Origin of the sequence: Streptococcus oralis, from assembly GCF_004127215.1 — a bacterium.
In the GTDB taxonomy this organism is placed as follows: Bacteria; Bacillota; Bacilli; order Lactobacillales; family Streptococcaceae; genus Streptococcus; species Streptococcus oralis_BD.
Genome location: NZ_QEWJ01000005.1, coordinates 123,507 through 138,176, shown reverse-complemented (window position 1 = coordinate 138,176; position 14,670 = coordinate 123,507). Strand labels below are relative to the sequence as shown.

Below are 14,670 nucleotides of genomic sequence, written 5' to 3'. Positions count from 1 at the left end.
ATCATGTACCTAAGATTAGAATTGTTTATCCCAAACTTATTTGAAAGTTGCTCTAAGCTATATCCTTGTTTTCTAAGTTCATAGATCTGAACTTTATCCTCATAACTCAATTTCATAATAAAACACCCCAAAAGTTAGATTTTTTCTGTCTAACTTTTGGGGTGCAGTTCATTTGTTCTAGCTTTTTTGATAACCGTGTTTAGATGAAAAAAACGAATAAATAAGGTAAAATGATGACAACGGGTTAACAGTAGTGTGTTTAATAGTAAAAATAGAAAGTTTCTTATTAGGAGGACAGTCATGAAAAAATGTACCTTGCTTTGGCTCATTTTAGCCTTTGTAGTATTTGGAGGAGGCGCATGGATGGCACAGGAAACAAATCTATTCGGAGGAGTATTTCTTAGCCCACGGGCTAAGCAGTTGGCTTATTTGAAGGAGCACGAAGAAGAGATTAAGGAGTTTGTAAAATCTTTAAATCCTAAAGTCGAATCGGTTCAGATTGCTTGGGAAGAAACACGCTGGGAAGAGATAGGAAATGGTACACCACAGGGTGGAGGGAAAGTTATTCGAGTTTTCGGTGGCTTTAACCAAATTAAAGATTCCAGTTGGAGTGTTTTAGTTTATATAAAAGATGGAAAGGCCAATGAAGAAGATTTTATTGAAGGAATCGGAAGTGGGGCTCCATTGCGTGTAGGAGGAAGAGGTTTTGACTAATAGTAATTTAAGAACCTTTGAGGATTTTTATGCAAATTTAGCACAGTCGGCTTAATTAGGAGGATAATCATGAAAAAACGTACTTTACTTTGGCTAATTTTAGCCCTTGTAGTATTTGGAGGAGGCGCATGGATGGCACAGGAAACAAATCTATTTGGAGGAGTATTTCTTAGTCCGCGAGCTAAGCAGTTGGCTTATCTGAAGGAGCATGAAGAAGAGATGGCGAACTTTATAAAGGCTAGAAATCCTAAAGTCGAAAGTGTTCAATTTGATTGGGAAAGTATGGAAGTTGGTCAGATAGGAAATGGAACTCCTCAAGGAGGTGGTTATATGCTAACATTTAAAGGGCGTATAAATAATATAAAGGAAAGCAGTTTTACTCTGGGATTTCCTTTGGATAATAACAGGTATGCCTTGCCTAACCTTGAAAGGATTTCTGAAATGCAACCCATAAGAATTTTACGAGATGGTGGATGGTTTATATATGAGTAATAGTAATTTAAAAAAATTTGATAATTTTTATGCGGATTGAACATTATTCATTTCCTATTGACTTCGAATACTTGCTATAAGTATTTTTTTTTACATTCGTGATATAATAGGTTTAGAATCCACGTTCAAGGAGGATAATCATGAAAAAACGTACTTTACTTTGGCTGGTTTTAGCCCTTGTAATTTTTGGAGGAGGCGCATGGATGGCACAAGAGACAAATCTATTTGGAGGAATAACTCTGAGCCCACGAGCTAAGCAGTTGGCTTATTTGAAGGAGCATGAAGAAGAGATGGCGAACTTTATAAAAGCTAGAAATCCTAAAGTCGAAAGTGTTCAATTTGATTGGGAAAGTATGAAAGTAGAAAATATAGGAAATGGTACCCCTCAAGGTGGGGGATATATTATAACATTGGATGGAAAAATAAATAACAATGAGGATACTGAATTTACAATTGGTTTCCCTATAGAATATAATAGCAATGGTATTCCAAATATTAAGAAAATTTCTGAAATGCAACCGATAAGAGTTTTGAAAGGCAATGTATGGGAGATTTATGACTAACAGTAATTTAAAAAAATTTGATAATTTTTATACGGATTGAACATTATTCATTCCTTATTGACTTCGAATACTTGCTAAAAGTATTTTTTTTTACATTCATGATATAATATACTTAGATTCCACTATATAGGAGGAAAGAGATGAAAAAACGTACTTTACTTTGGCTGATTTTAGCCCTTGTAGTATTTGGAGGAGGCGCATGGATGGCACAAGAGACAAATCTATTTGGAGGAATAACCCTGAGCCCACGAGCTAAGCAGTTGGCTTATTTGAAGGAGCATGAAGAAGAGATTGTAAAATTCGTAAAGTCTAAAAATTCAAAGATTGAATCTGTTCAGATGGATTGGAATAGTTTAACTGTTGAACAGATAGGTAATGGAACTCCACAAGGTGGAGGTTATAATCTATCAGTGAAGGGTTCTTTTAATTATATAAAGGATTCTGACTTTACAATAGATTTTCGATTAAAAACTAAAAATGATGTACCTTCAATAGAACGGATTGGCATGTATAATCCCCCTAGAGTGTTAAAAAATGGAGGTTGGGACAAGTATGACGGATAGTAATTTAAAAGATTATAACAACTTTTATGCAAATTTATCTCAGTCAGCTTATAGAGGAAGGCCAAATACTTTACCACGCTATAATAATGCTGTAAACTGGACTTTAATAGATTATTCACAAGATATAGATGACGATGGTGAAATCACTCCCGGAGGCAAAAATCTTCCTCATAATGGTAAGGTTTACTTGCAGCCAGATCCTGATTTGCGAGATACTTATAAAGTCACATCGGTACCAGTTCCTGATACGAATGGGATGAGGCAGGATATTCATCACAAACGTTATCAAAAAGGACTCTTAACTGATGATGAAGCTGGTTTCAGTGCCTACTACTTAACGGATACGCCAACCTTGACTAAAGATACTACGAAAACCTATATGACCATCCGTGGAAGTGATGCTATCAGTAAAGAAAATTGGAACGACTGGATCGACAACGATGCGAAGTTTGCGCTCAATCATATCCATACGCCGCAAGCCAAGTTAGCGACAGTAGGAATGAAAACGAAGATCGCAGAGATGCGCGAAAAGGCTCCAAATGCTACGATGGATATCACGGGTCACTCCCTAGGGACCATTGTCTCTGCGCAAGGAGTAGCGGGCCTCAGCGATGAGGAACTGGAGAAAATCGGCAAAGTAGTCCTCTTTGACGGCCCGGACACGACAAAGAGTTTAAAGAAAATGGGCCTCAGTGATGAGAAAATCAAAAAGATTAGCGAAAAAATCGAGTACTATGTTAATCCTTTTGATGTCGTGGGTATGCTCAATCGTGAGCATACCATTACCAAATTACCTGGGGACTCCGATGAACCCCTCAAGAAACCCGTCGGTAAAGTCAATGTCCTCGTCCCCTTGCATTATACCCAGATTACTGATCCGGAAAGCTCCCATGACTTTGGTGTTTTCCAATCGGATGGAAAGGGAAATTTATTGACTGCGTCTGAGGATTTTCACCCAGAATTGCTCAGGGCTGGTGAAAAGCTGGCTCGACTGATAGCAACAACCTTGGATTCCCTCCGAGCTTTAGGAGTCGATGAAAATGTAGCCTCAAATACTTTGAATGCCATTATGAGGGGTGAGGCTCTAACAAAGATGGCTATCGGTTATGTTGTTTTTGAGAATTTTACAACAGAATATAGTAAAATTGTCGAAGAAGCTCGTAAAGAATCGATAAAATGGGATAGAGAAGCTATTCCTCGTTATCAGGAACAACTGAGAAATGGTAATCTTACAGGAGAAAAGAGGATTTTGGTCCGAGCTCAGTTGCTTCAGACAGCAGCCCAGTTGGCAAATTTTGACATGGAAGACAAAGTTAAATCTGTGAAAACCTTACTTTCAGATGCTAAGGAAGATATTCAAAACATGATAAAAGTAACAAGACAGACAGCGTTTGACATGGTTGGATATTTGTCAAGCTCAGAAGTTACGAATCTGCTTTCTGGTTTTAATACAACAAGCTTTTGGGATGAAGGCGTTGCGAGTGACACGAAGACTGCAGCAACATCCTTCCTGACACAAATCGAGCAACTAGGGGAAAGCTTGGTCAAAGCTAGTGGCTCCTTTGAGACCATAGATACAGATAGTGCTGAAGATTTTAATAATCTATTGGCAGATGTAAAACAAACATGGAGGGGAAAAAATGTTAGTCCTAACGGATGAGGATACTTTAATTACAAGAGAGCAGCTCGACAGAGGCTTCAAGGAAAAAATGAAGGAACAAGAACGCCAAGCAGTCAGGGCTTTGGTAACTGCAAAAGAGTTGTCAATCCTTGCTAAAGGAGCTGAGTTAGCTAAAAAATTGCAAGAAGCAGCCACAGATATGCAAGACTACGCTTCTAAGACCTATGTGAACAATATTAAGGGTGGATTTGAAGGGAAAGCTGCAGATGCTGCCGAAACTTACTTGACACAGACCTTGCAAACACCTACTTTACAGAGTCCGATCAAAAGCTAGGAGAAAACGGGTCATGGATAAAAAGGAACTTCAGAAATTAGAGGATGAGCACAATCGTAAATTGCGATACTTAGAGCGTTTGGAGATGGATTTGGATGATGATTTCCACAAGTTTAGTAGGGAGACGGATCATCTCCTAGAGGCGCTCTCCTATGCATGTAGAGACAGTGGTTTTGCTGAAATTCAACCTTATATCTTTGAGATAGAGAACAATTTAGACAACTATCATCAACTGTATAAGAATCGTATAGAGAATGTACTGGAAGCTCGACACCAAGAGAATAAAAACTTTTATCGAAAGTTAGAAGAAAAGGATCTATAACAAAGATACCCTATAAGAGAAGGGTATCTTTGTTATAGATTTTATTATAGATAAAAAAGAAGTGATTATACAATAAAAGTAGGTAATTTAATTCTTCTTACCAGTTTTTAGATGTAAGTAGAACTTTTTTTTAAAAATATTTTTAGAAAAATGAATATTAAACTTGTAATTGAAGCAAATTATTGATACAATGAAGGAGTAAAACAATATAAAGGAGTTTCACATGGCTTTAATTCAATTAACAACAGAAGAACTACGTACCTCTGCTCAAAAGTATACTCAAGGTTCTGAAGAAGTAAGACAAGTACTTCGCACATTGAGTCAAGAACAAGATACTATTCGCGACAACTGGAAAGGTGCAGCTTTTGAGAGCTTTGACCGCCAGTTTACAGAATTGTCTCCGAAAATTGAGGAATTTGCAACTTTGCTTGACGAAATCAATGCACAGTTGAATAAAGTTGCTGAAATTGTTGAGCAAAACGACCAAGATCTTGCTTCACAAATTTAATTTGTTATAAATGGCTTTAGGAGGGCGAGAGCCTTCCTATTTTTTATGGTGAATATGATTGAAAGCTAAAATGGGAAAGAATAGAATTTATAAATATGTAGGAAGTAGTCTGTTGGCATTAGGATTGCTGGCATTGATGGTTTTTTTGAATCTATCAGTTCAAAAAAATACGACTATTCATAATGAGAATAGTGCAAAAGCAAATCAACAGACCAAATTAAATGTGGCTATTGTAAATGAAGATAAGCCTGTCTATGTTGATACAAAAGAGTATAACCTAGGTGCTAGTTATGTAAAAAATATCGAGCGTGATAATTCACAAAACTGGTCTGTTGTCCCTCGTGGAGCTGCAGATGCTGGATTAGAAAGTGGGAAATACCAACTCGTTTTAACAATTCCTAGTGACTTTTCTGAAAAAATCCTAGATATTAACAGTATCAATGTTGATAAGACAACGATTAATTATAAGGTGAATGCGCAAGGAAATTTGCAAGTAGAAAACGATGCAAATAAACTAGCAAAAGACATTGTTGCTGATTTGAATGGTCAGTTAGTAGATATGTATATGGCTAGTATTTTGAACAATCTTTACACTGCACAAAAGAATATCCAAGCTAGTTCACAGATACAAGCGACCAATATCGGAAACTATCGTACGAACTTATATGGGACAGCTATCAACTCTAAGAATCTTTTCCCAACTCTCTATAGTATGTCTAGTTCCTTTGTTGACGCTAACAGTGCTTTAAAGACAGGTTTGGATAGCTATTCTCAGATTTTTGGTCGTTTCGACGTTTCACAGATTGCCTATGGTGAAAAGTTTGGCAATCTGATTAAAAATAGGACCGTTGAGAAGGAAAATCATGCGGATGTTATCACTCGACTCATCTCTCAGAGTCGAGAAGACGTTCAGGAGCAAATTAAAACTTATCAGAAATTAATTGAAGCTCAAGGTAGTCTGACTGCGAATATAGATGGAACGTCACCAGAAGTTGGACCTTCCTATAAAACAGTGGCAGAAAATATCAGCAAAGAGATTGATAGTTTAAAGACCAATCTAACAGATGAAAGAACGAAGTTTGAAAATCATAAAAAGAATATTCATAACTTTATTGATGAGAAATTAGCCACTTACTATGGAACAAGTGAAAAGAGTAAAATCACTCTTGAACAATTTTTGGGTAAAGCTGCAAATAAGGACTTAGAGAAGGTTGTGGAATCTCTAAAAATGCAGCTGGCTTCTGCAATCTCAGAATTACCCAAAGAAGACTTTAGTGGAAAAGAATTTAGTGGTTTTGGTATGACACCAATCACAATTCCTTCTGTAAACTATACAGATTTAAAAACGATTAAAGAGCCTAGCGATGAGATTTCTTTGACGGATTTGAAGAATCTGGAAAATCTAGCAATTACTAGTACGAGTGCTGTTGGACGAACAGGAACAAAGGCTAAGGTGTCATGGAAGGCTGGAACAGGAGTGACAGTTCATTCGGTCACCTATGATGGCACACCGGTTGCCTTAGGAGACGAGATTGATTTGAAGACTGGTGGGACTTTCAAAGTAGCCTATAGTGTTGCAGAGGCAGCTCCAACTTCAGGTTCAACTGGAACTTCAAGCCCAACACCAAAAGCGGATCCAAAGACTGTTGATATTTCCTTGAATGATGTTCAAGCAGTCAGTGCGCCGATAGATGTGTTACGTGTTCAGCAAGCAGCAGTGTCTTATGGACAAAAGGTTCAGAAAATAGCTTCTGACTACCAAAAGGTAGAATCACTAAAACAAGCATACGATACCGTCAAAGGGTTAAAAAATAGTGATGTGTCTAAAGCATTATCAGATATTTGGTTTGAAGCGATTGATTCAAATCTGAAGAAATATGAAGACAGCTTAACTACACCTGCTAGTGGTACCGATACAGATGGTACTAAAGGGAAAGTAGATAAAGCCTTATCAGAATTGACTACTCTGAAGCCTGTTCTAGAAAAAAATGTGCGAGATGTTTTGACTACCAACCAAGAATTGGATACCAAAATAAAGGACCAATTGGATAAGTACAACCAGTTAAAAGAGAAACTAGAGAATTTGGAAAAGGCACAAGACGGAGGAAATGAGGCCTTTAAAAATACTGATGATCAATTGGCGGCTCTAAATACTGATTATGCGGCTCTCTTATCAGAAACTACGGGTGTGAAGGAGTCTTCTCAAAGTAATGTTAAGGCGGCAGAGTCTGTTAATGAGACTTTAGGTAATTTCAATCGTGAATTGTCAAATGCTCAAAGTAGCACAGAAAAGTTATCACAGGACGCAGAATCTTTGATGACACAGTTTAATGAAGAATTGACTAATAATGGAAACTTTGTAGAATCCTTCGTGAAGGTTTTGAATAATGCCTATGAAAATGGGGTACCAAACGAAGTATTGCTCAACTTCTTATCCAACCCTGTTGCTCAAAATTCTACTTCAGTAAAAGCGACTGTCAATGTTTACCGTCCGTTTACATGGATTTTACTATTGGAGATTATTAGTCTCTTTACAGCCTACCTGTTTGCAACTCAAAATGTTATTCGCAAAGTTAAAGATAAGTTCAAACTAGATAAGCTACATGATACGGATATTATGACAGTTGGGCTACTCTCTATTTTGGCTGTAGTAGTTGGTCTAGTAGTTGGTATTGTATCGAGTGCACAGCTTCATGTTGGCCGTGAATACCAACCGTCATGGGTCTTGCTGATTGTTTTGGCTGCGTTAGTACTGATTCAAGGACAGTATTTATTGCTCAAACATTTCCGAGTAATTGGAATGGGCCTTGCCTTCTTTATGATGATTAGCTTTGTCTATCTGTCGAATGCAATTGGGACGACGGCCAGTCTAACAGGCTTCCCAGCCTTTATCAAAAATCTCAATGCTTTATCAATATTAGAAGCTTTACTCTCAGGATATTTTGATGGGCAACCAGCAAACATTTTAGCATTTATTGCAATGACGATTGTCGTAGCTGGATTACTTGTTATGAATATTTTTATCAAAGAAAGAAGCTTTTGGCCTCAAGTATTTCAAACTGAGAAAGAATAGGAAATGAAAAAAATAATTCTTTTACTTCTTACCTTAGTAGCATGTGCAGCAGTCTCAATGGCTGCTGCAGATGATTTGAAAGATAATAGTCTCCAGATTGATGACTCCCGACTTGAGAAGAAAGAGGGATTAAAATTTGGATTACAATCTGAACAAATCAAGGAGCTTTTTAACGAAGCGACTCAAAAGAAGTTGCAAGACATGCAGCAACATCAAGAGGAACAGTTGATCACAGAAAGGGGCCAACTGTTTTCTGCTATACAGGAGCCAGTTAAAAAAACTTCCGAAGAGCAGTTGTTTCAACCAAATTCAAAAAAAATAGCTAAATTTCAAACAAATATAGGTCAGGTAGAAAAAAGTGGATTAAGTGACTTTCTTCCAGAGATATTCTATATAGCATTAATTTTCTTGCTTTTTGGAGCAACCGCTGTGATGAGTTATCGCGTGATGGTAGAGGGGATGGATTAAACTTTTAGTAAATCTATCAAGACGACTTGTGAGGAAAAAGATAAATCAGATACAGGAGGCATGTAAGAAGTGGAGCAACATATCAATATTACCCTACGCCTGAAAGAAAGAGATGTGGATATTCGTATTCCACGTCGGATTGAAGTGCGTCGATTAATCCGAGAAGTGGATGCCATTTTTAATCCGGATAAGAAGCGAAAAAAATATCAACTAAGAATTGTCAATAAAGGTTTGTTGATTGATGAAGGGAAACAACTGTCTGATTATCCCATGACGACAGGAGATTTAGTAGAGATAGAGGAGATATAGGTGACTGAAGAAAAATTTGTATTTGGTGAACAGCCATTTATCTATGAAAAAAATGAAACAACTTGGAAATTGAGCCTTAAGCGCTCAGATGTAGCGAGTCAAGATTTACGTGAACTGTTACTGTTGGATTTGCATCATCCATTCTTTTTGGAGCAATCGATGGTTTCTGATGAGGATAGTGTAACCTTCTCCTATCAAGTTGAAGCTCATGGACTGACTTATGAAGAAATAAAGAGTCGCACCATTTCGGAGAGGATTCGTTTGGCGCTAAACGTTTTTCGTTTAGAGGGGGCCTTGGAGTTGCCAGTGACCTTCCTTTTGCATCCAGTAAATCTCTTTATTACCAAGGATGCTCAGGCTAAGATTGCTTATCGTGGAATTCCTGATCTGATGGTTCCTCAATCAATATCCTCAGAAGATTTTTTACGTCAGGCTAAGTGTTTTACTGTAACTCTATTTAGGGATTTGGACTTTATGGATCTTTACAATGGTTCCTTGGAATTAGAGACCTTGCCAGACTTTTTAAATGACCTGTGTCAGGCAGATGATATTGCAACAGCAGTTGCTATTTTGGAACGGTATTATGTAGAGAAATCTGCGAAAGAACAGGCGGATTTGGTCTTGGTTCCAAGTAGACGGCATCGTGTATTTAAGCTTGCGACGATTTGGTTGACAGCGAGTGTTGTTTTGTTAATCGTTCCACTCATCTATCTGATTTTCGTGCAAAATCCCTTCAAAGAAAAGATGTTGCAGGCGGATACAGCCTTTATTAAAGTAGATTATAGTGGTGTTATTACAGAATTAGAGGGAATTGCTCCTGCTAGCTTGCCTAATACGCAGAAGTATGAGTTGGCCTATTCTTATATTCAGGGATTGGAATTTTCTTCTGAACAAAAGAAGGTCATCCTGAATAATGTGACCCTCAAGTCCGATGAGCTTTATTTGACTTATTGGATTCAAGTTGGGCGCAATCGCTTTGAAGAGGCGCTTGATATTGCCAAGCGGATTAATGACAGTGACTTGATTCTCTATGCTTTGACTCAGGAAATCAAGCAGGTTCGGGAAGATGGCAAGTTGTCAGGGAAAGATCGTGAAAGTAAACTGAATACTTTGGAGAGTGAATATAAGAAATACTGGGATAGCCGAAGTGAGCTATTAACAGGTGATTCTAGCTCTAATGCATCTACTAGTCCTAGTTCACAAGACAAGGCTTCTGAAAGCAAACCTTCATCTGAGAAGAAATCTAGCCCTAGCAGCTCCTCTAGCAATTAAAGTAGACCAAGGAGAGAAATTATGAAAAAACAAATCATTTTCTACAGCCAAGGTCTGCGTTATGAAGTAGAACTGAGTGCAGATAAGACGGTCTTGGTCGGGGATACTGAAAAAGCTCAAGTCTACCTCCCTCATCAGGAGAGACCGATTCAGCTCAAGCTTGACGGTGACGAAGTCTTTTATCAGTATGAGGACGAAGTGGGATTATTGAAAGATGGTCTACGTTTGGGTGAGGTTGTCTTTTATCTCCGAGAAGGGGAGCCAAGGGTTTATGATCTTTTGGATTTATCCGAGTTTCAGATCGGTTCTCAAAGAGGTGCGTTGATCACACTAGATGAAGATGTTGAACTCTTACTCCAAAAATCTCAGAATCAATGGATGCTAACTCGACTAAAAGGCGGGTTTTATCGAAATAATCATCTGGAACAAATGGACCAGCAATTGATTGGTTTTGGAGATGAGTTGAGTCTAGGGGCGGTGACAATAAAGCTCTATCCAGATGAAGTATGGGTTCAGGGACCTGCCCAAGTCGGGAAACAACTGACTCTGAGAGAACCATCTCGATATGGCTTTTATGAAGATTATCCAGATTATCATCGTTCTCCACGAATCATCTATCGTGGCAGCGAGGATAAAATCTTGATCAATCCCCCTGGACAGGAGCCGGTAAAGCCGAGTGATGAACTGTTAAAGCTAATCATTCCTCCTCTTATGATGGTCGGGGTAACCGTCTTAATCACCTTGATTCAACCTCGAGGGATTTATATTCTTGCGACAGTAGGGATGTCCATAACCACAATGATTTTTTCTATCCGTGGTTTTATCAAAAATCGTAAAAAGTACAAGGCTGATAAGAAGGAACGGATCGATCTCTATCGTCTGTACCTGAAAGATAAGGTCAAGGAATTGACTCGTCTGGAACGGGAACAAAAAGAAGGGATGCACTATCATTTTCCGACTATTTTAGAGTTGACGGACTTGGTTGAGAGTTACAATCACCGGATTTATGAAAAAACTCCCTTGCATTTTGACTTTTTATACTATCGTTTGGGACTCGGGAAAATGCCGACTAGCTATGACTTGAAATATGGTCAACAGGAGCGCAGCGGTAAGAAGGATGCTCTGGAAGAAGAGGGATACGCTCTCTATAGTCGTCACAAAAAAATTCCAGATATGCCGATTCCGGCAAACCTTAGCCATGGACCGGTGGGTTATATTGGACCTAGAAATCTCGTCCTAGAACAACTGCAGCTTTTGGTGATGCAGTTAGCTACCTTTCATTCTTATCATGATGTGCAGTTTATTACGATCTTGCCGGAAGAGGAAAAAGAACAATGGTCTTGGATGCGTTGGCTACCTCATGCCAAACTGCAAGAGCTGAATGTCCGCGGGTTTGTCTACAATCAACGGACACGAGACCAAGTTTTAAACAGTTTGAACCAAATCTTGAAACTACGTCGTAGCCAAAAGGAAGAAGCATCCCACAAGGAGAGCACTCTCTTCCATCCCCATTACGTGGTTTTAGTGACAGATGAAAAGTTGATTTTGGACCATGTTATCATGGAATTCTTTACCGAAGATCCAACGGAATTAGGCTGTTCTCTTATTTTTGTAGAGGATGTGATGAGTTCCTTGTCTGAGAATATCCAGACAGTCATCAACATCAAGGACCGTAATACGGGCCAACTGGTCATGGAAGAGGGAGTTTTGAAAGAAACGGACTTCCGTTTGGATCATTTCCCAGCCGATTATGATAAGGAGCGGATTGCTCGTACCTTGGCACCGCTAAGTCACCTCCAAAACCTTAAGAGTTCGATCCCAGATTCCGTGACCTTTATGGAAATGTATGGGGCGGAGACCTTTGAGGACTTGCAGGTATCGAGCCGTTGGAAAAAGAATGCACCCTACAAGAGCTTGGCTGTTCCGATTGGGTTACGCGGCAAGGATGACATTGTTCAGCTCAACCTCCATGAAAAAGCTCATGGGCCTCATGGTTTGATCGCAGGGACGACTGGATCAGGGAAGTCTGAAACCATCCAATCCTATATCTTGTCTCTTGCCGTCAACTTCCACCCTCATGATGTGGCTTTCTTGCTGATTGACTACAAGGGTGGTGGAATGGCCAATCTCTTTAAAAACCTGCCCCACCTCTTGGGGACCATTACCAACTTGGATGGTGCCCAATCTATGCGGGCTCTGGCTTCGATCAATGCGGAGATCCATCGTCGTGAACGACTCTTTGGAGAGTTTGAAGTCAACCATATCAATCAATACCAGAAGAAATTTAAAAACGGAGAAGCGACAGAACCGCTCCCTCACCTCTTTCTCATCTCAGATGAGTTCGCAGAGCTCAAGGTTAACCAGCCAGACTTTATCAAGGAGCTGGTATCCATCGCTCGGGTCGGACGTTCCCTCGGGGTCCACTTGATCCTAGCTACTCAGAAACCATCTGGTGTGGTGGATGACCAGATCTGGTCTAACTCACGCTTCAAGATCGCCCTTAAGGTGGCGGACCGTTCGGACTCCAATGAAATGCTTCATACACCGGACGCGGCCGAGATTACCCAGACAGGACGTGCCTATCTACAGGTCGGGAATAACGAAGTCTATGAGCTCTTCCAGTCAGCCTGGTCAGGGGCAGATTACCAGCCGGACAAGGACGATATGGGGATCGAAGATCATACCATCTACCTAATCAATGAATTGGGCCAATATGAGATCTTGAATGAAGATCTATCAGGCTTAGAAGATGTGGATGAGATCAAGGAAGTTCCGACAGAGTTGGATGCGATAGTGCACCATATCCAGCTCTTGTGTGAAGAACAAGAAATTCCTCCAGTACCACAGCCATGGTTGCCACCACTTAAGGAGCGCATTACGCTAGACGAGCTGGAAGAAGTGCAACCGACAGTAGCCTGGACACAAGAGAAACCACTCTCTGTCCTCTTGGGGATGGCGGATATCCCGCAGGCCCAGAAGCAGGAAGCTGTCTCTATCAATCTCTCCAAGGATGGTCATATCCTCCTTTACGGAAGTCCGGGTACAGGAAAGACCACCTTCCTTCAGACTGCTGGTATGGACTTGGCTCGCAAATTCAGTCCCAAGGCCCTTACCATGTACTTGATGGACTTTGGTACCAATGGTTTGGCTCCATTGTCTAAGCTTCCACAGGTGGCGGATACCATGCTTCTGGACCAAACGGAGAAGATCTCTAAGTTTGTACGAATCATGGAGAAAGAACTCAACCGTCGTAAGAAACTCCTTGCGGACTATGGAGTTGGGACCTTGGAACTCTACCGTCAGGCTAGTGGTCAGGAAGAACCGGCCATTGTCATCCTCTTAGATAGCTATGAAGCCTTTAAGGAAGAAGCCTATGAGGCGGAACTTTTCAAGCTCTTGGTGCGTATCTCTCGTGAAGGTCTCAGTATCGGGGTTCACCTCTTGGTGACAGCCGGTCGCCAGACCAACCTCCGTGCTCAACTCTACTCGAACTTCAAGCACCAGTTGAGCCTACCACAAAATGAGGCAGGTGAAGTGCGAGCCATCGTGGGCTCTACGCCACTTGCTATGACTATGGAAGATATCAAGGGACGTGCCCTTATGAAGCGTGAAGAGGTGGATGTCATCCAGCTGGCACTCCCAGTTTATGGAGCCAATGACACCCAAGTCCTTAACAACCTGCGCCAAGCAGTCGCTTCCCTCCAAGAAGCTTGGACAGGCCAACGCCCAAGTGCCATTCCGATGGTGCCAGAGGAGTTGACAGAGAAAGACTTCTATAGCCGAGCAAGCGTGCAGACTGCCTATGAACACGGCCTCGTGCCATTAGGACTTGACTTGGAAACAGTTGAGCCCGTTACTTGGAACCTGGCTAAAGGCAATCTTCTCTACCTAACAGATAAAGAAGAGCAGATGACAGCCTTGGTGAGACACATTGCCAAAGGGAAACAGAAAGTCATCGTCTTGGCACCGAAGTATCATAACTTACCTGAAATGGAAGGAGTGACGATTCTTGCAAGTCCAGAGGAATATCTAGAAGGCTTAGATATGATGGAATTCAAGATTCAGGAACGGTTAGAAGGCAAACAGCGAGACCATGTCGCAACGGTGGTTGTTTACAATTTAACCGAATTAGTGGTAGAATTAAACTCAGAAGCGCTTGATACGTTGGCTTATGTCCTAGATAAAGGAATACGAGCTGGATATGGTTCTCTTGTAATGAGTTCTCCGTTGATTACTAAACACATTGATGTGGTCTCAAAAACTGCTCGTGCTTATAAGCAGGCTGTTATCGGCCTTCGCTTAAGCGAACAATCAGTTCTGACTGTCACAAATAGACCTGTTCGTGAGCTACAATTAGAAGAACAAGAACACTACTATGTTTCCGATGGGGTAGCAAGTAGAATGAAAGTATTAATGATATAGAAAGGGAGG

The 14,670-nt window shown here is 40.3% G+C and carries 13 protein-coding genes and 1 pseudogene; 13 read left to right on the top strand and 1 reads right to left on the bottom strand.

Annotated elements, in window-relative coordinates; all coding sequences use genetic code 11:
• Window positions 1-116: pseudogene (locus tag DF216_RS05525) on the bottom strand (transposase); the annotation flags it as partial.
• Between the two features lie 184 nt (window positions 117-300).
• On the opposite strand from DF216_RS05525, the gene DF216_RS05520 reads away from it, so the two are divergent.
• The 13 genes from DF216_RS05520 (at window position 301) to essC (ending at window position 14,661) form a co-directional block, all read left to right on the top strand.
• Entirely contained in the window at window positions 301-714 is a 414-nt protein-coding gene (locus tag DF216_RS05520) for a hypothetical protein (RefSeq protein ID WP_129326216.1), read from the top strand.
• 69 nt (window positions 715-783) lie between these two features.
• Window positions 784-1,206, top strand: a complete 423-nt coding sequence (locus DF216_RS05515; RefSeq protein WP_129326215.1) for a hypothetical protein — start codon at window positions 784-786, stop codon at window positions 1,204-1,206.
• Window positions 1,207-1,346: 140 nt separating this feature from the next.
• On the top strand, window positions 1,347-1,769 hold the full coding sequence (locus DF216_RS05510) for a hypothetical protein (protein ID WP_129326214.1): 423 nt from the start codon (window positions 1,347-1,349) through the stop codon (window positions 1,767-1,769).
• Between the two features lie 140 nt (window positions 1,770-1,909).
• Window positions 1,910-2,332: a hypothetical protein gene (locus tag DF216_RS05505; RefSeq protein WP_129326213.1), complete on the top strand. Its 423-nt coding sequence runs from the start codon at window positions 1,910-1,912 to the stop codon at window positions 2,330-2,332.
• The gene (locus tag DF216_RS05500) at window positions 2,322-3,992 is read left to right on the top strand and encodes a cutinase family protein (protein ID WP_129326212.1); all 1,671 of its coding nucleotides are present in this window, start codon (window positions 2,322-2,324) and stop codon (window positions 3,990-3,992) included. Before DF216_RS05505 ends, DF216_RS05500 begins: the two co-directional genes overlap by 11 nt.
• Window positions 3,973-4,287 (top strand): hypothetical protein, encoded by a 315-nt coding sequence (locus DF216_RS05495; RefSeq protein ID WP_125827480.1) that lies wholly within the window; start codon window positions 3,973-3,975, stop codon window positions 4,285-4,287. Before DF216_RS05500 ends, DF216_RS05495 begins: the two co-directional genes overlap by 20 nt.
• Before the next feature lie 13 nt (window positions 4,288-4,300).
• Window positions 4,301-4,609: a hypothetical protein gene (locus tag DF216_RS05490; protein ID WP_129326211.1), complete on the top strand. Its 309-nt coding sequence runs from the start codon at window positions 4,301-4,303 to the stop codon at window positions 4,607-4,609.
• 223 nt (window positions 4,610-4,832) lie between these two features.
• Window positions 4,833-5,117 carry a WXG100 family type VII secretion target gene (locus DF216_RS05485; protein ID WP_061454090.1) on the top strand — a complete coding sequence of 95 codons (285 nt, stop codon included), beginning with the start codon at window positions 4,833-4,835 and terminating at the stop codon, window positions 5,115-5,117.
• Window positions 5,118-5,187: 70 nt separating this feature from the next.
• Complete coding sequence (gene esaA / locus DF216_RS05480; RefSeq protein ID WP_129326210.1) at window positions 5,188-8,190, top strand: type VII secretion protein EsaA; 3,003 nt, start codon at window positions 5,188-5,190, stop codon at window positions 8,188-8,190.
• A gap of 3 nt (window positions 8,191-8,193) precedes the next feature.
• Complete coding sequence (essA, locus tag DF216_RS05475) at window positions 8,194-8,658, top strand: type VII secretion protein EssA (protein WP_061454091.1); 465 nt, start codon at window positions 8,194-8,196, stop codon at window positions 8,656-8,658.
• 69 nt (window positions 8,659-8,727) lie between these two features.
• On the top strand, window positions 8,728-8,967 hold the full coding sequence (locus DF216_RS05470; RefSeq protein WP_125827484.1) for an EsaB/YukD family protein: 240 nt from the start codon (window positions 8,728-8,730) through the stop codon (window positions 8,965-8,967).
• Entirely contained in the window at window positions 8,968-10,239 is a 1,272-nt protein-coding gene (gene essB, locus DF216_RS05465) for a type VII secretion protein EssB (RefSeq protein ID WP_125827485.1), read from the top strand.
• Between the two features lie 21 nt (window positions 10,240-10,260).
• Entirely contained in the window at window positions 10,261-14,661 is a 4,401-nt protein-coding gene (gene essC, locus DF216_RS05460) for a type VII secretion protein EssC (RefSeq protein ID WP_129326209.1), read from the top strand.
• Window positions 14,662-14,670: the final 9 nt, after the last annotated feature.

Bases quoted from the DNA above. Each gene is read 5' to 3' on its own strand.
- DF216_RS05520 (WP_129326216.1), top strand. From the start codon at position 301: ATGAAAAAATGTACCTTGCTTTGGCTCATTTTAGCCTTTGTAGTATTT.
- DF216_RS05515 (WP_129326215.1), top strand. From the start codon at position 784: ATGAAAAAACGTACTTTACTTTGGCTAATTTTAGCCCTTGTAGTATTT.
- DF216_RS05510 (WP_129326214.1), top strand. From the start codon at position 1,347: ATGAAAAAACGTACTTTACTTTGGCTGGTTTTAGCCCTTGTAATTTTT.
- DF216_RS05505 (WP_129326213.1), top strand. From the start codon at position 1,910: ATGAAAAAACGTACTTTACTTTGGCTGATTTTAGCCCTTGTAGTATTT.
- DF216_RS05500 (WP_129326212.1), top strand. From the start codon at position 2,322: ATGACGGATAGTAATTTAAAAGATTATAACAACTTTTATGCAAATTTA.
- DF216_RS05495 (WP_125827480.1), top strand. From the start codon at position 3,973: ATGTTAGTCCTAACGGATGAGGATACTTTAATTACAAGAGAGCAGCTC.
- DF216_RS05490 (WP_129326211.1), top strand. From the start codon at position 4,301: ATGGATAAAAAGGAACTTCAGAAATTAGAGGATGAGCACAATCGTAAA.
- DF216_RS05485 (WP_061454090.1), top strand. From the start codon at position 4,833: ATGGCTTTAATTCAATTAACAACAGAAGAACTACGTACCTCTGCTCAA.
- esaA (WP_129326210.1), top strand. From the start codon at position 5,188: ATGGGAAAGAATAGAATTTATAAATATGTAGGAAGTAGTCTGTTGGCA.
- essA (WP_061454091.1), top strand. From the start codon at position 8,194: ATGAAAAAAATAATTCTTTTACTTCTTACCTTAGTAGCATGTGCAGCA.
- essC (WP_129326209.1), top strand. From the start codon at position 10,261: ATGAAAAAACAAATCATTTTCTACAGCCAAGGTCTGCGTTATGAAGTA.